This is a genomic window from Bacillus sp. G1(2015b) (assembly GCF_001482475.1).
Taxonomy (GTDB): domain Bacteria; phylum Bacillota; class Bacilli; order Bacillales; family Bacillaceae; genus Bacillus; species Bacillus safensis.
On the sequence record NZ_LKIC01000001.1, the window covers coordinates 47170 to 68348 of the forward strand.

General features: G+C 41.4%; 25 protein-coding genes, 1 riboswitch and 1 other annotated feature. Of the genes, 18 read left to right on the forward strand and 7 right to left on the reverse strand.

Annotation, left to right across the window (positions count from 1 at the left end; translation table 11 throughout):
• Positions 1-63: 63 nt before the first annotated feature.
• Both AMR95_RS00270 and AMR95_RS00275 read right to left on the reverse strand, forming a co-directional pair.
• Positions 64-501, reverse strand: a complete 438-nt coding sequence (locus AMR95_RS00270) for a hypothetical protein (RefSeq protein ID WP_058837223.1) — start codon at positions 499-501, stop codon at positions 64-66.
• 11 nt (positions 502-512) lie between these two features.
• Entirely contained in the window at positions 513-1088 is a 576-nt protein-coding gene (locus tag AMR95_RS00275; protein ID WP_082672189.1) for a hypothetical protein, read from the reverse strand.
• 146 nt (positions 1089-1234) lie between these two features.
• Between AMR95_RS00275 and AMR95_RS00280 the strand changes: the two genes are divergently transcribed.
• The 8 genes from AMR95_RS00280 to AMR95_RS00315 all read left to right on the forward strand — a co-directional run bounded on the left by AMR95_RS00280 (position 1235) and on the right by AMR95_RS00315 (position 6356).
• Complete coding sequence (locus AMR95_RS00280) at positions 1235-2068, forward strand: hypothetical protein (RefSeq protein ID WP_058837225.1); 834 nt, start codon at positions 1235-1237, stop codon at positions 2066-2068.
• A 203-nt stretch (positions 2069-2271) separates the two neighbouring features.
• Entirely contained in the window at positions 2272-2532 is a 261-nt protein-coding gene (locus AMR95_RS00285) for a metal-sensitive transcriptional regulator (RefSeq protein ID WP_003217059.1), read from the forward strand.
• 124 nt (positions 2533-2656) lie between these two features.
• Positions 2657-3139: a DsrE/DsrF/DrsH-like family protein gene (locus tag AMR95_RS00290; RefSeq protein ID WP_058837226.1), complete on the forward strand. Its 483-nt coding sequence runs from the start codon at positions 2657-2659 to the stop codon at positions 3137-3139.
• 14 nt (positions 3140-3153) lie between these two features.
• Entirely contained in the window at positions 3154-3507 is a 354-nt protein-coding gene (locus AMR95_RS00295; protein ID WP_058837227.1) for a rhodanese-like domain-containing protein, read from the forward strand.
• 46 nt (positions 3508-3553) lie between these two features.
• Positions 3554-4114 carry a sulfurtransferase TusA family protein gene (locus AMR95_RS00300; RefSeq protein WP_058837228.1) on the forward strand — a complete coding sequence of 187 codons (561 nt, stop codon included), beginning with the start codon at positions 3554-3556 and terminating at the stop codon, positions 4112-4114.
• 15 nt (positions 4115-4129) lie between these two features.
• Positions 4130-5257 carry an MBL fold metallo-hydrolase gene (locus AMR95_RS00305; protein WP_058837229.1) on the forward strand — a complete coding sequence of 376 codons (1128 nt, stop codon included), beginning with the start codon at positions 4130-4132 and terminating at the stop codon, positions 5255-5257.
• 33 nt (positions 5258-5290) lie between these two features.
• Positions 5291-5521, forward strand: a complete 231-nt coding sequence (locus AMR95_RS00310; RefSeq protein WP_024427452.1) for a sulfurtransferase TusA family protein — start codon at positions 5291-5293, stop codon at positions 5519-5521.
• Between the two features lie 58 nt (positions 5522-5579).
• A complete protein-coding gene (locus tag AMR95_RS00315) occupies positions 5580-6356 on the forward strand; it encodes a sulfite exporter TauE/SafE family protein (RefSeq protein WP_058837230.1) in 777 nt (258 codons plus the stop codon).
• Positions 6357-6391: 35 nt separating this feature from the next.
• Here AMR95_RS00315 and AMR95_RS19170 read toward each other — a convergent pair whose 3' ends face one another.
• Entirely contained in the window at positions 6392-6568 is a 177-nt protein-coding gene (locus AMR95_RS19170) for a hypothetical protein (RefSeq protein ID WP_164512187.1), read from the reverse strand.
• A 133-nt stretch (positions 6569-6701) separates the two neighbouring features.
• Positions 6702-8135 (reverse strand): proline--tRNA ligase, encoded by a 1434-nt coding sequence (gene proS, locus AMR95_RS00320; protein WP_058837231.1) that lies wholly within the window; start codon positions 8133-8135, stop codon positions 6702-6704.
• A gap of 43 nt (positions 8136-8178) precedes the next feature.
• Positions 8179-8375, reverse strand: a binding site (T-box leader).
• A 149-nt stretch (positions 8376-8524) separates the two neighbouring features.
• Positions 8525-8624, forward strand: a riboswitch (purine riboswitch).
• 77 nt (positions 8625-8701) lie between these two features.
• Here proS and AMR95_RS00325 point away from each other — a divergent pair.
• Positions 8702-9874 (forward strand): MFS transporter, encoded by a 1173-nt coding sequence (locus AMR95_RS00325; protein ID WP_058837232.1) that lies wholly within the window; start codon positions 8702-8704, stop codon positions 9872-9874.
• A gap of 106 nt (positions 9875-9980) precedes the next feature.
• On the opposite strand, the gene AMR95_RS00330 is transcribed toward AMR95_RS00325, so the two are convergent.
• Positions 9981-10748 (reverse strand): GNAT family N-acetyltransferase, encoded by a 768-nt coding sequence (locus AMR95_RS00330; protein ID WP_058837233.1) that lies wholly within the window; start codon positions 10746-10748, stop codon positions 9981-9983.
• Between the two features lie 201 nt (positions 10749-10949).
• Between AMR95_RS00330 and AMR95_RS00335 the strand changes: the two genes are divergently transcribed.
• The 5 genes from AMR95_RS00335 (at position 10950) to AMR95_RS00355 (ending at position 13563) form a co-directional block, all read left to right on the forward strand.
• Positions 10950-11408: a MarR family transcriptional regulator gene (locus AMR95_RS00335; protein ID WP_058837234.1), complete on the forward strand. Its 459-nt coding sequence runs from the start codon at positions 10950-10952 to the stop codon at positions 11406-11408.
• A 111-nt stretch (positions 11409-11519) separates the two neighbouring features.
• Positions 11520-11750 carry a hypothetical protein gene (locus tag AMR95_RS00340; protein ID WP_058837428.1) on the forward strand — a complete coding sequence of 77 codons (231 nt, stop codon included), beginning with the start codon at positions 11520-11522 and terminating at the stop codon, positions 11748-11750.
• Complete coding sequence (locus AMR95_RS00345) at positions 11747-12205, forward strand: DUF523 domain-containing protein (RefSeq protein WP_058837235.1); 459 nt, start codon at positions 11747-11749, stop codon at positions 12203-12205. Before AMR95_RS00340 ends, AMR95_RS00345 begins: the two co-directional genes overlap by 4 nt.
• A 32-nt stretch (positions 12206-12237) precedes the next feature.
• Entirely contained in the window at positions 12238-12654 is a 417-nt protein-coding gene (locus AMR95_RS00350; RefSeq protein WP_058837236.1) for a DUF5301 domain-containing protein, read from the forward strand.
• Between the two features lie 81 nt (positions 12655-12735).
• Positions 12736-13563 (forward strand): aldo/keto reductase, encoded by an 828-nt coding sequence (locus tag AMR95_RS00355; RefSeq protein WP_039176146.1) that lies wholly within the window; start codon positions 12736-12738, stop codon positions 13561-13563.
• A 36-nt stretch (positions 13564-13599) separates the two neighbouring features.
• Here AMR95_RS00355 and AMR95_RS00360 read toward each other — a convergent pair whose 3' ends face one another.
• Positions 13600-14697 carry an iron-containing alcohol dehydrogenase family protein gene (locus tag AMR95_RS00360; protein ID WP_082672179.1) on the reverse strand — a complete coding sequence of 366 codons (1098 nt, stop codon included), beginning with the start codon at positions 14695-14697 and terminating at the stop codon, positions 13600-13602.
• Between the two features lie 195 nt (positions 14698-14892).
• Between AMR95_RS00360 and trhO the strand changes: the two genes are divergently transcribed.
• Both trhO and AMR95_RS00370 read left to right on the forward strand, forming a co-directional pair.
• Positions 14893-15861, forward strand: coding sequence for an oxygen-dependent tRNA uridine(34) hydroxylase TrhO (gene trhO / locus AMR95_RS00365; RefSeq protein ID WP_039176148.1), 969 nt, complete (start codon positions 14893-14895; stop codon positions 15859-15861).
• A 342-nt stretch (positions 15862-16203) separates the two neighbouring features.
• A complete protein-coding gene (locus AMR95_RS00370) occupies positions 16204-17823 on the forward strand; it encodes an APC family permease (RefSeq protein WP_058837237.1) in 1620 nt (539 codons plus the stop codon).
• 35 nt (positions 17824-17858) lie between these two features.
• Here AMR95_RS00370 and AMR95_RS00375 read toward each other — a convergent pair whose 3' ends face one another.
• On the reverse strand, positions 17859-18059 hold the full coding sequence (locus AMR95_RS00375; RefSeq protein WP_058837238.1) for a hypothetical protein: 201 nt from the start codon (positions 18057-18059) through the stop codon (positions 17859-17861).
• Positions 18060-18245: 186 nt separating this feature from the next.
• Between AMR95_RS00375 and licT the strand changes: the two genes are divergently transcribed.
• A complete protein-coding gene (licT, locus tag AMR95_RS00380; protein ID WP_058837239.1) occupies positions 18246-19082 on the forward strand; it encodes a BglG family transcription antiterminator LicT in 837 nt (278 codons plus the stop codon).
• 235 nt (positions 19083-19317) lie between these two features.
• Entirely contained in the window at positions 19318-21177 is a 1860-nt protein-coding gene (locus AMR95_RS00385; protein ID WP_058837240.1) for a beta-glucoside-specific PTS transporter subunit IIABC, read from the forward strand.
• The last annotated feature ends 2 nt before the right edge of the window (positions 21178-21179 follow it).

The following is a 21179-nucleotide window of genomic DNA, read 5'->3' on the forward strand; positions in this document are numbered from 1 at the left end:
CTCAGTTCATTCTGAGTCGCTGTGTCATATAGTTCTCTTTTGAATTTAAAGAGCCTAATAGAATCAAGGGCTTTTTTTATCGTAATCGGGACTCCATACGCCATTAGCATAACCAGCTGCATTCTTTTTAGCACCTATCGTAACAGGCGGATATCCTATTCCCAAGAATGTTTTTTCAACTGCCAAATTGTATAGGAGTTGTTCTCCTTTATAATTTTTCTTAATTGTATAATAGTGGCCACCTGAAACATCTTTTCCTTTAGATCTGGCCCAGGCTACATAAGAAGTATTATTCTTTTCACTGTTCATATAATACCAGGATTTTGTAAATTTTGTTCTAGATGTTGTCTCATCATATGGATTTCCTTTTAGAAATCTAAAATTATAATTAGTATCTTTATAGTTGCCAGTTGGTTCTCCTGCATAGACATGCACAATTCCTATAGTAGAAAAGGTTACTCCTAGAATTAAAGTTAGGGTAATGATTATTTTATTTTTCAACGGTCTTCTCCTCACTGTTTACTTACAACAAAATATTTATCTGCGACACCTATGCAATCATTATCTTTATTTAACCAAATCATTCTTAATGCTATTTCTGCTTTCTGACCTTTGAATGTTGGTAAATTGATTAAAAAATCGTGATCAGCATCTGGGATATCATAAGATTGCTCCCATTGATGAGTCACTCCCCTATCATCTTTCAATTTTCCTAAGATTTTTGTTGGGGGAGGTTCTTTTTGACTAAAGGTCATCGCTAATTCATAATTTTTAGGAAGTGGTCCAACTTCGAGGTCCTCTCCTTTGAAAACATTCTCAATTGCGACATCATTATTCTTAATCTGACCTTGATAATAACGATCCTCTTTCAGCTTTTCCCAAAATATAACTTTGAAAAGACTTTGCTTTTGTTCAGTATCAAAATAGAATAGTTTTGGTTCATCCTTTGTACTATTATCCAAATCTTTTATACTTATAGAGGGATCTGGAGCTTTGTCTTTTATTGTGTTATTGAACTTACTAGTTTGACAAGCGCTAATCAAAGATATCATTATTAAAATTAAAAAAAATGTAAATAACTTTTTCACTATTTTCCCCACTAAAACCATAATTTGTACCGGTACATAAAAATTATACAATAAAATAAAGAAAAATACACCTTTTTTTGCATTTTTTTAACTTAAAAGTTATGTTATGCTATGTTCTAGTTAGTTGATAAGAGAGGATTCTACACATGATTGGTTTATTATTACTTTTTAAAAGAGATATGATTCTTGGGTTCCATAGAACTGCAAAGATCTTTATCATTATATTTATTCTAGGCTTATTTAATTTTCTATACTACCTTTACTTTCTACATATTAGTTTATCCAAAAGTACTGTTGCGTTTTGGGATGTTATTGGCAAAACCTTTGCGGGTGTTCCCTTTGAACTTGTCGAACAACAAATAATTGAATTTCCTTTTGGATGGATTATATTTCAATTAAGTGGTGCAATATTGGTCAATACTTTTATAAAAGAAGATCTATTTGCACATAGTGCGTTTATTAGAGTTAGAACCAAGTCAATATTTAAATTGTGGATAAGCAAACTCTTATTTTGTTGTACCGCAATATTGATCTTTTACATATTAATATTGTCCTTAACTTGGTTTGTATGGAAGTTGAGTGGGGGTACAGTAAATAATTTGACAGATTACGGCGAAAGTATTTTAAGATATTCCTCTTTTCAATTCTCTTATAGTCAAATTATTGTTTATTCAATTCTTTTAAATATAGCTGGGACATTTCTTTTTACTTTTATTTTTGCTTTATTATCATTAATTTTTAAAACAATTTATAGTTTCATAGTTTGTATCTGTATTTTATTTCTTTCCATTTTCTCAGACAACCCAATGCTACTTGGAAATGCATTTATGCTGATTAGGCATCCTATGTTTGGTTTATCTCCAGTTGTCTCTATTAGTATTACACTAATAGTAGTACCTATTCTTTGTACTATTATCTTGATAATTGGAGGAATATATCTATCTAAGTATGATTTAATAAGTAATATGGAAACGGAATGATTTTGTAAATGTGTATATTATCCTGTAGGTTTGAAATCTACACATTTATCCGCTCTAAGAAAGGAAACAAGTTTAAAAATGAGAAGCTGCTGTGACATTTCATCTCAGCAGTTTTTCTTTTTTACTGAATCATCATGATTGACTAAATACCTCTAAGGGTATACTATCTTTCAGAGGAATCCAATAGAAAGGAGTGCTTGTTCATGGAATATAATCAGCAGATGAAGAATCGTCTTCGCCGGATTGAGGGGCAGATTAAAGGGGTTCTTGCGATGATGGAGCAGGGAAAGGATTGCCGCGAGGTGGTGACGCAGCTGTCTGCATCACGCAATGCCATTGATCGTGCAATGGGTGTGATTGTGAGTACAAATCTTGAGCAATGTGTCCGTGAAAGTCTTGAACAAGGCAAGGATACGGAGGGTCTTGTGAAAGAAGCGGTTGAGCTATTGGTGAAAAGCCGGTAAGAAATTCTTCAGCCTTTGGAGGTTGACGAATTTTTTTACTTGTTATAATATACCCTTACCGGTATATGTATATATTTTTTGTTTTATATATACCCCCAAGGGTAATTGAAAAAGGAGGAGCAGAATGGAAGAACAGAAAAAACGAACGACGATTGTGCTATTTAGTGGAGACTATGATAAAGCGATGGCGGCTTACATTATTGCCAATGGTGCAGCAGCCTATGATCATGAGGTGACAATTTTTCATACGTTTTGGGGGCTGAATGCCTTGCGCAAGGATGAGATGGTGCCAATGAAAAAAGGTTTTTTAGAAAAAATGTTTGGCAAGATGATGCCGCGCGGGGCTGATCGAATGGGCATTTCAAAGATGAATTTTGCTGGAATGGGCCCAAAGATGATTAAGCACGTGATCAAAAAGCACAATGCCATGACTTTGCCGCAGCTTATTGATATGGCGAAGGAACAGGAGATTAACCTCGTGGTATGTACAATGACGATGGATCTTTTAGGGCTGCAGGAGAAAGAATTATTAGATGATATTCAATATGCTGGTGTGGCGGCGTATTTAGCAGAGGCTGAAATTGGGAATGTGAATTTATTTATCTAGTGAGGTGTTAACACATGATTCAAACACTTTTGATCATCATCGTCATTGGTTTGCTGGTGAGCCGTTTTCTTCCTGTAAAGGGTGTAAAACAAATGGATGCAGCCGATATGAAACCTCAATTGCGTAGGCAGCATCAACAACTGATTGACGTTCGGTCTCCTGTAGAATTTCAAACAAACCATATTAAAGGATTTCGCAACATCCCATTACCTCAGCTAAAAGAACGAGCTAATCAACTTGTGAAAGACAAAGAGGTCTATGTGATATGCCAAAGCGGGATGAGAAGTATGCAGGCAGCTAAAATATTAAAGAAGCAAGGATTTACACAAATTACGAATATCAAGGGTGGCATGAATGCTTGGCATTAAGTATGTATGAAATATACCCCCACCCCTATATAAAGGAGGACATCACGTGCAGCAACCAACTGTCATTTTAGATGCAAAAGGATTGGCATGTCCGATGCCGATTGTGAAAACAAAAAAACAAATGAATGAGCTATTACCAGGAGATGTGCTTGAGGTGCAAGCTACCGATAAAGGATCAGCAGCGGATCTAGCGGCATGGTCAAAAAGTGCGGGCCACGAATTTTTAGGAACAAAAGTAGAAGGACAGGTGCTTCATCATTTGATACGTAAGGGTGGAGTGCAAGAGAAAGAAGGGGAGTCAATGATTTCGGAAATGTCTTTGAATACGTTCCAACAGAAGGTAAAAGAAGATCAATCTTTGTTTATTTTAGATGTACGGGAACTGGATGAATACGAGGCGGGTCATATTCCAGGAGCTGTTCACATCCCTCTTGGAGAAGTCGAACACCGTGCAGAAGAATTGAGCCAGGATACGCTTATTTACCTCATCTGTCATTCAGGCAGAAGAAGTGAATTAGCCGCGCAAAAGTTAAAAGAAAAAGGATTTCAACAATTAGTGAATATAGTGCCAGGCATGAACAGCTGGACAGGAGAGATTGAAAAATAGGAGCTGAATAAAACGATGTCTGTAAAAGCAATGACAGCAGAACAGTTAACAAAAAAGATTATCAACAAAGAGCCCATCTTTTTGTTAGATGTACGAAACGAATCAGATGTACAGGACTGGAAGATTGAAGGAAAAGCCGTTGATTATATCAATGTGCCTTACTTTGAGCTTCTTGATGGCGTAGAGGATATGGTCGAGAAAGTACCAACAGACCGAGAAGTGCTCGTTGTGTGTGCCAAAGAGGGCTCCTCTATTATGGTGGCGGAAATGCTGGCAGAGGCGGGCAGAACGGTCAGTTATTTACAAGGTGGTATGAAGGCATGGAGTGAGCATGTCGAGCCAGTGAAGATTGGTGATTTAAGCGGCGGTGGAGAGCTGTATCAATTTGTACGGATGGGCAAAGGGTGTCTGTCCTATATGATCATGTCCAATGGAGAAGCTGCGGTTGTGGATGCAGCTAGAATGACGGAGGTCTATATCGATTTTGCGAAAAAGCATGATGTTTCGGTGACGCATGTGTTGGATACTCACCTTCATGCGGATCATATTTCTGGTGGGAAAAAACTAGCTGATCAGACAGGAGCTACTTACTGGCTGCCGCCAAAAGATGCAGAAGAGGTAACCTTTGAATATGAACATCTTGAAGAAGGACAGCGGATAACGATTGGAACAGCTTCCATCGACATTCAACCCATTTATTCCCCGGGACATACGATCGGCTCAACATCTTTTATCGTAGACAATCAATTTCTTCTTTCAGGTGATATTTTGTTCGTTGATTCCATCGGAAGACCTGATCTCGCTGGACTGGCGGAGGACTGGGTAGGTGATTTGAGAGAAACACTTTATGACCGATATATGGCGCTTTCAAAAGAATTAATTGTTTTACCTGCGCATTTCATGGTCATGGAAGAAGTGAATGAAGACGGAAGCGTTTGGAAGGAACTTGGCGTTCTATTTGAAGAAAATCATGGACTGAACATTGAAGATGAAGATATATTTAGACAAATGGTCACGAAGAATCTTCCTGCACAGCCAAACGCCTATCAAGACATCCGGTATACCAACATGGGGAAATTGACTCCAGACGATGAAGAGCAGCGGGAAATGGAAATTGGTCCAAACCGTTGTGCGATTCGGTAATGTTCAATAAAATAAGAAAAGAGGAACGATCAAATGACATCTGATCAACTATTAGACGTAACAGGGCTTGCATGCCCAATGCCGATTATTCGAACGAAGAAAAAAATGAACGACTTGGCGGAAGGTCAAGTTTTAGAAATACATGCAACAGATAAAGGGGCTAAAGCTGACTTAGCTGCATGGGCGAAGTCAAGCGGACATGAATTGATCACGCAGACAGAAGAAGGTCACGTGCTGAAGTTCTGGATGAGAAAAGGGTCCTAAAGGATGTAGGGGTATCTGCTGAAGATCCCCTTTTCCTTTTGCAAAGGAGGAGACCAGCGTGGATTTTGCGTTTTTGATTACACTTTTTATCATCGGATGTATTGGTTCCTTCTTATCAGGAATGGTGGGGATCGGCGGATCTGTGATCAACTATCCCATGCTGCTTTATATCCCGCCTCTTCTCGGTGTGATGGCATTATCAGCACACGAGGTTTCAGGGATTGGCGCCATTCAAGTGCTTTTTTCGACGCTAGGTGGTGTACTGGCGTATCGGAAAAGCGGATATTTACATCGCTCGCTGATTTTATATATGGGAAGCAGTATATTGGCGGGCAGCTTATTAGGCAGTTATGTATCACATTTTATGCCAGAGAAAGGGATGAACCTCGTCTATGGGTTACTTGCCATTGTGGCGGTTATTCTCATGCTGATTCCGAAAAAAGGACAGCGTGCAGACGCAGAGGGTGAAGTCACTTTTCATAAAGGACTGGCATCAGGTATTGCCTTTGTAATTGGCAGTGTTTCCGGGGTATTAGGCGCAGGCGGTGCATTTATTTTAGTGCCGGTGATGCTGTCTATTTTAAAAATTCCTGTTCGAATGACAATTGCGTCATCACTTGCGATTACGTTTCTTTCTGCTATAGGCGCATCGACTGGAAAGGTATTGACGGGTCAAGTCATGCTTCTTCCTGCGATTGTGCTGATGGCGGCAAGTTTGGCAGCCGCTCCGCTTGGTGCTAAGGTCGGTCAGAAAATCAACGCCGTCTATTTGCAATGGGCACTTGCTATAATGATTACAGCGACAGCGGTCAAAATTTGGCTGGATATTTTATAAAAGAAAGACCAACAGAGCAAACGTGTTGGTCTTTTTTATTTGACGTCATCGTGCTCGATATACGTTTCTAGTGCGGGGTGGTACTCTTTTTGATAATGAAGGTTGGGACATGTTTTCACGACTTTGCCTTGCAGGGCATTGGACTTTGAGACTTCTAATGCTGTTCTACATTTAGGACAGCGTTCGGCAAAGAATGAGGGCCAGCGTTTCATATATCACCACTCCAGTTAAAGTCTTAAAAACCGATTATATTAATATGAATTATAGGGGATCGTGGAGGTGAGGTCAATGGGTGTTTGGGTCTTTTTAACAAAAAAAGAAGCATCCTGAGATGCTTCTTTATTCTTAATAGGCTTTCGCCCAGAACACCATATCAGATGCAGGCTTTCCGCAGCAGACACATGTGTCAGAAATGGTTTCCTGTTCAAATGGGATACAGCGTGAGGTCGCACCTGTTCTTTCTTTTATGTCGTTTTCACAGGCTTCGTCACCGCACCACATGGCTTTAATCAATCGGTTTTCTTCCGCAAGAATTTGCTCGATGTCTTCGATCGTGTGGGCTTGTGATGTTTTTTCATGTAATCGTTCTTTTGCCTTTTCGTACATGGCCTGCTGGATGTCTTCAAGCGTTGCTGTGATGGTTTGTTCAAGTGCATCTAACGTGACAGCTTGCTTTTCACCAGTGTCTCGTCGTGCGAGCATCACCTGTCCTTTTTCGATGTCCTTTGGTCCTACTTCTACACGAAGCGGAATACCCTGCATTTCACATTCGTTGAATTTCCAGCCAGGCTGTTTATCGCTTGCATCGATGTCAGCACGTGCGATGCGGGCGAGGCGATCCTTTAATTCATAGGCATGATCGAGTACACCTTCTTTATGAGAAGCGATTGGCACGATACGCACTTGGGTTGGCGCAATATTTGGTGGGAGGACAAGCCCTCTGTCGTCGCCATGCACCATAATCATGGCGCCGATGATTCTTGTTGTGAAGCCCCATGAAGTCTGCTGAACATGCTCTAGTTTTCCTTCACGGTTTAAGAATTCGATGCCAAATGCTTTGGCAAATCCGTTCCCGAAGAAATGAGAAGTGGCAGTTTGCAGTGCTTTTCCATCATGCATCAAGCTTTCGACTGTATAGGTGAAGCGGGCGCCGGCGAATTTTTCCTTCTCTGTTTTTCTCCCTTTAATGACAGGAATGGCAAGGAGATCTTCGCAAAGAGAAGCGTAAGTGTGAAGCATTCTTTCTGTTTCTTCAATCGCTTCTTGCTCAGTCTCATGGCACGTGTGTCCTTCCTGCCATAGGAATTCAAGGGTTCTAAGGAAGGGACGTGTTGTCTTTTCCCAGCGGACGACATTGGCCCATTGGTTATATAGCTTTGGTAAATCGCGGTAGGAATGAATAATGTTTTTGTAATGCTCAGCGAACAGCACTTCAGAGGTTGGTCTGACGCAGAGCCTTTCTTGTAATTCGGATTCACCGCCATGTGTGACCCACGCCACTTCAGGAGCAAAGCCTTCGATGTGATCTTTTTCCTGCTGCAGCAGGCTCTCTGGGATAAAGAGCGGCATATAGACATTCTCATGACCCGTTTCTTTAATCTGGCGATCAAGTTCGTCGCGAATATTCTCCCAGATTTTAAAGCCGTACGGCTGAATGATCATACTGCCTCTCACGCTTGAATAATCGACGAGCCGCGCCTTTGTGACAACATCTGTATACCATTGGGCAAAGTCGTCTTCCATGCTTGTAATTTTCTCAACAAATTGTTTCTTTGACATTGCAGGTTCCTCCTTTTTAAAAAACAAAAAAGCTGTACTTTAAGTTAGGGACCATTCCTGGTGGTACCACCCTAATTTAAAGCACAGCTTTACACTCAATTCATGATAACGGTATGAACCGCTGTATGAAACAGAACTAAATCGGCAGGTTCACTTGAAGATGTCAGTAGGAACTTCTCAGCACCGTTCCCTCTCTGTTAAAGATCGATTCAAGCTACTATTCCAGATCTACGTTGATCCTTGTTCGTTGATTTTTCATCAGTTTACCTGTAAATGAAGGAGAAAGCAAGTTGTTCTGATTCCCTTTTTGACGCCTTTTGCTTAGGGATTGGAATGGCAGTATTTTTCTATTTTTACAGCTTGCGAGTTATGAAAGGCTATGCTAATATATTTGAAGAAAAAAATAGACTTGTATAACCTCAATAATATGGTTTGAGGGTTTCTACCAGGATCCGATAAATCCTGATTACAAAAGCGCGCTTTCCTTTTTTGTAATCAGGGTTTTTTTGTTTGTCTGCACCCTGTATCAAAAGTGAAAGCGATGATATAGAGAAGGGATGTTAGACATGAACTGGAGAGTATATTTATTAGCCGTTTCTACTTTTGCGGTTGGATTAGTTGAGCTTGTGGTCGGGGGCATTCTGCCAAGCCTTGCAGAGGATTTGAATGTGTCTCTGGCAACAGCGGGGCAGCTCATTACGGTATTTGCGATTGTGTATGCCATTTCAGCACCCGTGCTGCTGACCGCCACAGCCAAAATCGAACGAAAGCGTCTTTATTTAATCGCGTTATTGGTGTTTACATTAGGAAATGTGTTCACTTATTTTAGTTCGACCTTTGCCCTTGTGATGATCTCACGGGTATTGATCGCAATGAGCACAGCGCTTGTGGTGGTGTTATCTTTGACGATCACTGCCAAATTAGTGGAACCAGCGCATCGCGCGAAGGCTTTAGGGCTGATTTTTATAGGAATTAGTTCTTCACTTGTTCTCGGTGTACCGATCGGTATTTTTATTACAGAGAGCTTTGGCTGGAGAGTGATGTTTTTAGGAATCAGTATTCTTTCTGCCATATCGATGGTGCTGATCTATTTTCTATTGGAAAAAATGCCTGTTGAAAAAGTGACGCCTCTTAGAGAGCAGATTCGCTCTTTAGGGCATCCGAAAATTTTTAGTGCACACCTGATTAGTTTGTTTATGCTTGCAGGACATTATATGCTTTATTCTTATTTCACGCCATTTCTGATGGAAGTTCTGCATATGACCCCGTTTTGGATTAGTATTTGTTATTTGGTCTTCGGGCTTGCGTCTATAGGCGGGAATGGGTTTGGCGGCTGGCTGAGTGACAGACTGGGTTCAGGGAAAGCCATTTTGCTTGTGACAAAAGCGTTTGCGGTTGTCATGTTTACCATTCCTTATACAGCGGGTGTGTTCGCGCTCTTTATGGTGATGGTTGTCCTTTGGGGTGCGCTCAGCTGGGCATTGACGCCTGCTTTGCAGAGCTATTTGATTCAAACAGATCCGGTCACGTCGGATATTCAGCAGAGCTTAAATACATCGGCCTTGCAAATCGGCATTTCGATTGGATCAGCGGTTGGCGGAGTCATGTTTACGATGACAGGTTCATCTGTTGATCTGGCTAAATTCGGTGCTGTGTTTGTACTGATTGCCTTTAGCTGTGCGGTGATTTCGCTTAAGAGACCGCCGCTTTATATGGATCGTCAGCATCATGCTGAATAGAAGACAAAGGGCTAAAATCAAGATCATTTTAGCCCTTTGTCAACAATCTAAAGCTGCCTAAAGATAGGCAGCTTTTTTATGTTCATTTCAAATTCAAAATACCATTCTATTCAAAAACGGCCATTTCGCTGATTGGTTGGAAGCCGGCACGTTGGTAAATATTTTTGCCGTCCGCTGATGCTTGTAAGATGACACACTTTTGTTTATTCTCTGTCTGGGTTAGAAGGTAATGAAACATGTCACTGCCAAGTCCTTTTCCGCGGTGTTCTGCCCTTGTTATGACATCATAAATACCGTAGCTGTCGTTTGTCTCGAATAATAAGCCTGTTGTGACCGGCTTATGGTGTTCATATCCCACGAACATGCGGGCTTTTGAGTGTAATGCTTCAATCGAAAAACGCTGGAAATAAACTTCTAAGGCGGCGGCCTCAGTCGACCCTTTGAATAGTTCAATAAAGATATGTTTGTAATCAAAGAGTGTCTGCTCATCAAGTACTTCCTTGATTGTAAGTGATGAGGGTGTGACTGGATCAATATCACCTGTATGCTCAAGCATCATGATGGTATTGCGTTCGACATCTTGAAGCTCATATTCCTTCAATAAGTCAGCCCAATCAGGATGGAGTAAATGGTGATCGATCCATGTGCTGAAGATGAGTTTCTGTGACCGCATGTGTTCAATGGCTGCTTTCACTTTTTTCGGATCTTGGATTTGAGCTGATGTGGGTAAGAGCAAATTGAACGTGTCAGTCGATATATGAGTATTGGATAGAACGAAATCGTCAGTTGCGAGAAAGGTTCCGTTCACAGCAGAAGAAAACAGGTGTATCTTTTCTTCTAATTGGCGGATGGCCATTTGTTGTTCGGGTTTCATTTAGCTCACCTTTTCATTATGATAAATTGGATGACATCCCCATGATTATAGCATGTGACAGGATGAGGGGAATCTAGTAAAAAAGTACAAATGTAATTTTTGGGTCTGTTGACCTATTATTTTACTCACGTCGACATTTCTTTTGACTCCTTTCTTAATTATTAGTACCATTTTATTAACCAGTTAAGAGTGGAGGTTCAGATGGAAACAAAAGAGCAGATTGTATTAAAAGCGATTCAAGATCTGATTATGCATAGGGAAAAGAGACGGAATGATCCAACAGACCCACTGATTACCACGACTGATACACTCAAACAAGAATGGACACTCACACAGCTTCACATTTTATCCATGATTCAAGCCAATCCAAACGAATCAAATAATACATTTCTATCTCAACAACTGAAACTATCAAAGCCAGCAATTACAAAGGCCGTGAAAAAACTAATTGAAAAAGGCATGGTGGACTATTGTCACCGGCAAGGGGATAAGAAATCTGTCTATTATTCTTTGACAGAGGAAGGGCAGCAATTGGCTGCGCTGCATGATGAACTACATGATAAAGCAGTCATGTCTTATTTAGAATTTCTCCACCAGTTTCATGAGGATGAATTACAAGTCATTGAGCGCTTCTTAAAGGCTTGGAAAGAAAAGATATAGATAAAAAACCGAAACCATCGCACAAAAGGAGATGATGGTTTCGGTTTTTTTATGGTAAAATTAACATATATTAACGTTGTTCTTGGCCATGATGAAAGGGAGGGAGCTTCATTGGAGAAAGAAATGATAGAAAATTATAAAAAATACGCATTCATCATGCCATTCGTGGGATTGTTTGTCAGCTTGCTATTATTTGTTTACTTTTTTGGCATCACAGGAGTTGAAGGGTCAATTTGGGCTGCTGCTTTGTATTGTGCTCTGCCCTTTTTGGTGAATACGATATGTTTCTTGCCTGTATGTATTTATTTTAAAATCAGCAAAAAAAGTGAGGAACACACATGATTGTCGTCAGTGCTTGTCTTGCTGGGTTGAAGGTTCGTTATAATGGCAGCCATCGATTAGATCAGCGTATTGAAGAGCTTGTTCAAGAGGGAAAGGCAGTCACAGTTTGTCCTGAGCTGCTTGGCGGTTTCTCCACGCCAAGACCTCCCGCGGAAATCATTGGCGGAGACGGACATGATGTATTACAGGGTCTCGCCTCCGTGATTGATGTGCATGGAACTGATGTCACGGAGATGTATGTAAAAGGTGCGACGGCCACGCTGGAACAGGTTCAGTCTCTGAAAGCGACAGCAGTTGTGTTAAAAGAGTACAGCCCTTCCTGCGGCAGCCGGATGATTTATCGCGGTGATTTTAACGGCAGGACAAAAGCTGGGGATGGTGTGACATCCGCCTTGCTCAAACAGCACGGAATTCAGGTATTCTCTGAGGAGGATGATTGGATTTCGCTGTTTTAATAGGTGTGGTGTGAATAGAAGGAGGAGTTAGGTTGAAAAAGTGGATCATTGGTTTAGTCGTCATTATTTTAATAGGAATTGGTCTTTATTTTATAATCAATGCAAAAACATACTCTTTTGATGATGTGGCCTCAATTGATCAAAACAAGGTGACTTCGATTCAAATTGAGCATGATAATGAGCGTGTTATGGTTGAAAAGAAAGAGGATATTCAAAAGCTGCTGAAGGAATTTTCGGGTATGAAATTAAAGAAGGTGAATGACTCTAAAAAAGACACAAAAGAGTCTTATTGGATCAGGGTGTTAGAGGATGGCAAAGCGACATACGGATTCATCTTTTACGATCAAGCTTATTTAGAAACATATGATGGTTCTAAAACAAAAAATCGGATCAGCGAATATCAAATCGTTGACGCCAATCAAGTCGATATAGGAAAATATATCAAATAAATCAGTCAGAATGTCATGCATGATCAATAGAAAATTCGGGTATAGTGCTTGGTAAGTAAAAAGGAAGCGGAGGTTTGTTTGATGAGTGGATTAACAGATACAGTCACATTAGCAAACGGAGTAAAAATGCCGAAGCTAGGCTTTGGTGTATGGCAGGTAAAAGATGGAGATGAGGCTGTAAATGCCGTCAAAGACGCTCTTGAAGCGGGCTATCGCAGCATTGATACAGCAGCAGCCTATCAAAATGAAGAAGGGGTAGGCAAAGCCATTCAGCAATCAGGCATCTCTCGCGATGATCTATTCATTACGACGAAGGTCTGGAATAATGATCAAGGCTATGAATCAACACTCGAAGCCTTTGAAACAAGTATGAACAAGCTGGGGCTAGATGTATTAGACCTTTATTTAATTCATTGGCCTGTTGAAGGCAAATATAAAGAAACATGGAAAGCGCTAGAAAAACTATATAAGGATGGACGCGTTCGAGCGATCGGAGTGTGTAATTTCCATCAGCATCATTTAGAGGATTTATTGGAAGAGGCTGAAGTTGTGCCAATGGTGAATCAAATCGAGCTGCATCCGAAGCTGACGCAGGAGCCTTTACGAGACTACTGCAAATCGAAAGGAATTCATGTAGAGGCGTGGTCGCCATTAGGAAGCGGGAAGCTTCTAAACCATCCTGTTCTTCAGGATATCGCGAAAAAACATGACAAGTCAGTAGCGCAAGTGATTCTTCGCTGGGACTTACAGCACGGCATTATCACCATTCCAAAATCTGTGACGAAGAGCCGAATCATCGAAAACACACAAGTCTTCGATTTCGAGCTGTCCACACATGAGATGGGTGTCATTGATCAGCTCAATGAAGATGAGCGCACAGGTCCAGATCCAGATAACTTTAATTTTTAATCGAAAGAAAAGCACAGGTGCGATGCCTGTGCTTTTTTATTTGCCTTCATGTGTAGACATTTTTTGAGGTTGAAAGGTCTCAATGATTTGAATGGCGTCGATAATCTTTTCTTTATCATAGTCTCCAATCAAACAAAAGGTTTCATTTTTACGTGCAGCATGGTTTGCCACTGTAAGTGCCGCCTCGTCCAGCTGAGTTGTAATACCAAGATCGCGCATATTTTTAGGTAATCCAAGTGTTTGGTAGAGTTCAAGTAATTCCTCTACCTCGGACATTCGGTTTTCTGCGGCAAGCTGGACAAGGATGCCATAAGCCACTTTTTGTCCATGTAACACATGATGCGTTTCTTCAATAAATGTCAATCCATTATGAATGGCATGGGCTCCTGCCATTCTTCCATAACGTCCCCCATAGCCTCCGACTGTTCCGGCTAACGTAATAATCGTATCTGTCACATCTGCAAATGCTTGTGAAAACTGACCTGTTTTTAAGCTGTTCACCGCTTCTTCACTATGAGAAAGAAGAATGTCTCGAACATATACCGCCTGCTTTAGTGCAGCATGCACCATGAGCGGCAAAGCGCCTTTTGTGTTACGAATAATCGCTTCCGCTTCATACCATTTTGCCAGCGTATCACCAATTCCGCTTTGAAGGTAGGAAAGAGGAGAGGAAAGCAAAAAAGTATGGTCAATTACGGTGAGGTAGCTGGATCGTTTATGATAATCGACTCTCATGAAATTGCCCTTATCATCATAAATGACGCTGAGTGGTGTAGAGGCAGCACAAGTGCCGGGAATCGTTGGTACCATGATAACTTCGATTTGAAGAGCGTCTGCAACTGATTTGGCGGTATCTAAAATCGTTCCGCCTCCGATGCCGATAATCACATCTGACCCGTTAAGCTCTTCTGCGATCCGTGTGACCGCATTGGGTGAACTGTATCCTTTGTGCTGAATGACAGGCCACTCGGTCGGCAGCTTTGTGTATTGTGAAAAAGCTTGGTATGAATCATATCCTGTCACCACAGCAGGTGACTGAAAAGCAGATACAAGGGAATCTAGTTCATGATATATTCCCTTTTGAGAAATAAATTGGTTAGGACCGCTTCTGACAATATCTTCTGGCTGGATCATGGATCATCATTGCTCCTTTACTACATCATATTATTCATAAATCATCTCATTTTACAGAAAGTTCTGTCAAATAAATATGAGAAGAAAGGCCCTTCCGTTTTATGGAATTAAGCCGCCGACATTGCCTTTAGGTATGTATTTCCTGTATGATAAAGAATGGTATGTTTTGATTAAATTTAAGAGGTGTTTATATAGATGGAAAAACAATATCGCGTTTTACTTTACTATCAATATGTCCCCATTGAGGATCCAGAGACGTTTACAGCAGAGCATTTAGCATTCTGTAAGGAGCTTGGTTTGTTAGGCCGTATCCTCGTATCAGCAGAAGGATTGAATGGAACTGTTTCTGGAACCATTGAGCAAACGGACAAGTACATGCAAGCGTTAAAAGAAGATCCGCGCTTTGCGTCTATGCCGATCAAAATTGACGAAGCAGATGGTCATGCATTTAAGAAAATGCACGTCCGCCATCGGAATGAACTAGTGAACCTTAGCCTTGAGGATGACGTGAATCCGTTAGAATTAACGGGGAAACATCTTAGCCCGGTCGAATTTTACGAGCAAATGCAATCACCTGATACTGTTGTGATTGATGCACGTAATGATTACGAGTTTGATGTGGGTCACTTCAGAGGGGCAGTCCGTCCTGATATTGAGACATTCCGTGAATTACCTGAGTGGATTCGTGACAATAAAGAGATTCTTGAAGGGAAAAAAATCCTGACTTATTGTACAGGCGGCGTACGCTGTGAAAAATTCTCCGGCTGGTTAAAGCGTGAAGGCTTTGAAGATGTCTCTCAGCTTGACGGCGGAATTGTCACTTACGGAAAAGACCCAGAAGTACAAGGAAAGCTATGGGACGGTCAATGCTATGTGTTTGATAATCGCTTAACAGTACCAGTGAATCAAACAGAGCATGTGGTTGTCGGAAAAGATTTCTTCACTGGTGAGCCTTGCGAGCGTTATGTGAACTGTGCGAATCCTGCATGTAACCGCAAGATGATTGCCACTGAAGAGAGTGAGCATAAGTATATGCGCAGCTGCAGTCATGAATGCCGCACAAGCGAACGGAACCTGTATGTGAAACAGCACAATTTATCTGAAGAGGAAGTTCAAGAAAGACTAGCTGTCATTGAAAAAGAACAAGCGATTTCACAAGGATAGAGGGAACCCCCCTCTATCCTTTTTTTCTATACATGGCGGGGTTTAGAAGGGAGAGGAAGTCATTTCCTCTATCTTTTTTGTTTTGTTTTTTTCAAAATAAGGGTAAAGGTAGTTATTCAGTCTAATAGAATGAACAGTTGAAAAAGCGCTTTCTTTTGAAATAAGCATGTTCGACTATTTCAGAAAATGAAGAATTGAGAGATAATATAACAGGCGAAAAATGAACAAGGGTAAAGGTTCATTAGAAGAAATATTTGCCAGTAAAATGAAAAGTGAGCTGCTTTGAAAGAGAGATGCTTGCTTGACACATGCTCTGTATTTTAATCGAAAGGTGTTATGAACATGAATCATTTGCATCGTAGGATGGGAACTTTCGCTTTAATGATGGTAGGTCTTGGCTCAATCATTGGTTCAGGATGGCTCTTCGGTGCTTGGCGTGCGGCTCAAATCGCCGGCCCTGCTGCTATTTTATCCTGGCTGATTGGGATGGTTGTGATTTTATTTATCGCTTTGTCTTATAGTGAACTCGGATCGATGTTTCCAGAGGCAGGCGGAATGGTGAAATATACGCAATATTCACACGGATCTTTTATTGGGTTTATTGCAGCTTGGGCGAACTGGATCGCCATTGTTTCTGTCATTCCTGTTGAGGCCGTTGCTTCTGTCCAGTACATGAGCTCGTGGCCTTGGGAGTGGGCAAAGTGGACAACCCATTTGGTTACAAAAGGGGTGTTGACGACAGAAGGGCTTATGGTTGCCAGTGTGCTGCTTGTGATTTACTTTCTGCTAAATTATTGGACAGTTGGGTTATTTTCAAAAGCGAATACATTCATTACCGTGTTTAAAATTGTCATTCCAGGATTAACAATTGGTGCGCTCTTATTCGTAGGTTTTCATAGTGAGAATTTTACTTCTGGAACAAGTATTGCCCCTAACGGCTGGGCGAGTGTGCTGACGGCTGTTGCGACATCAGGGATTGTGTTTGCCTTCAATGGCTTCCAAAGCCCGATTAATATGGCCGGTGAGGCAAAAAATCCAGGCCGGTCGATTCCAATCGCCATTGTCGGATCGATTTTTATTGCAACTGTGATTTATGTCCTTTTACAAGTCGCCTTTATCGGTGCTGTTGATCCATCTATGATTGTGAATGGATGGAGCCATTTGAATTTCAACTCGCCATTTGCGGACCTTGCCATTGCGCTTGGGATTAACTGGCTTGTTCTGATTTTATATGCGGATGCATTTGTGTCACCTTCTGGTACAGGCATTACGTATACCGCAACGACGTCTCGTATGATTTATGGAATGGAAAAAAACAAATACATGCCAAGTGTGCTTGGCCGTCTGCACCCTATTTACGGCGTGCCTCGTCCAGCAATGTTTTTTAACTTAGCCGTATCGTTTATCTTTCTGTTTTTATTTAGAGGCTGGGGTGTACTTGCTGAAATTATCTCTGTCGCAACGCTCATTTCTTATTTGACTGGACCAGTGACCGTCATGACGCTGAGAAAGACAGGGACAGATTTATATCGACCGCTTCGAATAAAAGGACTAAGCATCATTGCTCCTCTCGGTTTTATCTTTGCTTCATTGACGCTGTATTGGGCAAGATGGCCGTTAACAGGTCAGGTGCTGTTCATTATTCTCATCGGTCTCCCTATCTATTTTTACTATCAAGCAAAAGCGAAGTGGAAAGGCTTCGGCCGCAACTTTAAGGCGGGTGCTTGGATGGTTGTGTACCTGCTTGTGATGATGACGATTTCCTGCCTTGGCAGTGACAAATTCGGGGGTTATAACGTCATTCATTATGGCTGGGACATGGCACTGATTACAGTGGTTGCTCTGCTATTTTATATGTGGGCACTCAAAAGTGGATATGAAACAGAATTTTTAGAAGATGCGAAAAAAATTAATGATGAGCTGCGTGCTTCTCAGAAAGAAGCTGCGGCAACCAAAGAATAAAGAAACGGCTGCCTGAACATTGCGGGCAGCCGTTTTTATTTGGATGAATGATGCATCACATGCTGCTTCAGCCAAGTGGTGACGCCGCGCAGAACGGCAGCTGTGACAAGTGAAATGAGCACATATCTCCAAAGCTGACCTAAGCCTTGTCCACTCAGCCAGAACACGATGCCTAGAATGATGAGGGTGAACATGAGAAAGAATAAAAATGTTGCAGACCAGAAAAAAGCCTTCATAAAAGGTCACCTCCTCTGGAGTAATATATGCAGGCTGATGCACGATCAGACCAGTAATGATGAGGTAGAATAATTTATGAATTATATTGCAAAAGTCAGATAAAAACACCAAGTGATTTGACAGTTGTGTTAAGATGAGAGCATATTTTGAGTAAAGTTGTTGGTGATAGACGGAGGTGTTTGGAAATGCAGATTCAAAAGGTTCTAAACAATAATGTCATTAGTGTCATAGATGAACAAGGGAAAGAAATCGTCGTCATGGGCAGAGGCATTGCTTTCAAGCGACGTCCCGGCGACCCGGTGGACGAAACGTTAATTGATAAAGTCTTCCGCCTAGAGGATCATTCCGTTCACGAGCGGATGAAAATGCTGCTTCAAGAGGTTCCGTATGATGTGGTCAAGGTGACGGAGGAAATGATCCAATATGCACATACAAAGCTGAACCGAAGATTAAACGAAAGTCTGCATGTATCGCTGGCAGACCATATTCATTACGCCATCGAACGGTTGAAGAAAAATCATCTGATTGAGAATTCGCTGATTTGGGAGATTAAACGCTTATACAAAGATGAATTTCTTGTCGCAAAGGACTGTCTTGAGATGATTGAAGAGCGTCTTCATATTGAACTGCCTGAGGATGAAGCAGGCTTTATTGCGATGCATATCATTAACGCAGAGCTCAATGAGGATATGAATACGACGGTCAATATTACAAAGGAAGTCAATGCCATTCTCACCATTGTGAAATATCATCTCAACATGGAATTTGATGAAGACTCACTCAACTTTTATCGTTTTCTCACGCATTTGCGCTTTTTCGTCCAGCGTCTGATTAATGAAACACTGCTTGTCAGCGAAGATCAGGACTTATATCAGCTGATCAAAGTGAAATATCCGAAAGCATACGATTGCGCAAAGAAAATCGCAGAATATGTCTATCAAACCTATCACCGAGATCTCACATCAGAGGAGATGCTGTATCTATCAATTCATTTGAATCGACTGATCAAACGAGAAAAATAATGATAGATTTTAAAAGAAAGCGTTGACATGAGAAAAGGTGAGTGGTACTATTTGCTCATAAACATAAAAGAATACGGTTTCACAATGATCGTCTTAGAGGATTGTGACTGTTCGGCAGGCAAAACCTAAACGTTCACTAAAAAAGCGCAACAGCAAGCTGCGACTATTTTTGGTGCCCGTTTAGGTTTTTATTTTGCCCAAAAACGTATTTTTTTCAAAAAAAGGGGGTTTTTGTATGAGTCATCGTCAATTAGCAGAAGACATTATCAAGCACATTGGCACAGAGAAAAACGTTCATTCATTGGTGCATTGCGCCACAAGACTTCGCTTTACTTTAAATGACAGATCAAAAGCAGATAAAGCGGCCATTGAAAAGTTAAATGGTGTCGTCACAGTCATGGAAAGCGGCGGCCAATTTCAAGTGGTCATTGGTAATACCGTACCAGAGGTTTATCGAGAAATCGGAGAGTTTACGAATCTATTAGAGGATTCCTCTGCTTCATCTGCAAAATCAGGTGAAGAGAGCACAAGCCTTTTCGGAAAATTCGTCGACATTGTATCGGGGATTTTCACACCACTTCTCGGTGTCATGGCGGGTGCAGGTATTTTAAAAGGTCTATTAGGTATTTGTATCAATGCGAAATGGTTATCTCCTGAAGATACGTCGTATCAAATTTTATTTGCTGCGTCTGACAGCTTGTTCTACTTCCTGCCATTATTGCTCGCATTCACTTCTGCTAGGAAGTTTAAAGCGAATCCATTTGTCGCTGTAACGATTGCAGGTGCATTGATTTACCCAACCATTCAAGAATTGTCAAAAGGCGGCGGAGATGTGACCTTCTTCGGAATTCCAGTCGTCTTAATGTCTTATACATCTACGGTCATCCCAATCATTTTGGCAGTGTTTGTCATGGGATATATCGAACGTTTCTTTAACAAAGTCATTCATGAAAGTGTCAAAAACTTTATTACACCACTCATTTTACTTGTCACGGTTGTTCCGCTGACACTCATCGTATTCGGACCATTTGGTGTGTATGCAGGGAATGGCATTGCAGCTGTTTTGCTGAAAGTATTCTCCTTTAGTCCTACACTTGCAGGTGCTTTAATTGCGATGGCTTGGCAGATTCTTGTCATCTTCGGTATCCATTGGGGACTTGTGCCAGTGATTTTAAATAATATCGCAGTCCATGGGAAAGATCATATCAAGCCGGCAACTGCGCCAGCGGTCTTCTCACAAGCCGGAGCTTCCATCGGTGTTATGCTGAAAACAAAGAATAAAAAACTGAAATCATTGGCTGGATCAACAGCAGTTTCTGCCGTGTTTGGGATCACAGAGCCAGCTGTATACGGGGTCACGCTTCGTTTGAAAAAACCATTTATTGCAGCTGTTATCTCTGCCGGAGTCGGCGGTGCGATCATCGGTTATTCACAAAGTATTGCGATTGCGTCAGGCCTTCCAAGTTTACTGACACTTCCGATTTTCTACGGTCAAGGCTTTACAGGGTTCATCATCGGAATCTCGGTCTCGTTCGTCCTTTCTATCATCCTAACCTATTTGATTGGATTTAAAGATCCAGTAGATGAAGATGAAACGCCGGCAGCCGCTCCTGCACCGGTAATTGAAAACGAACATGGGGTCAAAGCAGCTCATGTGAAAAGTCCTTTAAAAGGCGAGGTCATCAAGCTGGAGGAAGTGCAGGATAAAGCATTCTCATCTGGTGCACTAGGAAAGGGCGCAGCCATCATTCCATCAGAAGGAAAGCTGTTTGCACCAGTATCAGGAGTTGTGACAACGGTGTTCCCAACTGGACATGCGTATGGTCTAACTTCTGAAAGCGGAGCAGAAGTACTCATTCACATTGGGCTGGATACCGTACAATTAGGCGGTCAGCATTTTACCCCGAAGGTTACTCAGGGGCAAACCGTAACAGAAGGTGAACTGCTTGCAGAGTTTGATATTGAAGCTATCCAAGTAGCCGGTTTGTTAGTCACAACACCAGTGATTATTACCAATTCCGGTGAGTTTAGCGATATTATTGAAACAGAGGAGAAGCAAATTGCTCCGGGACAGTCATTTTTACATCTAGTTTAATT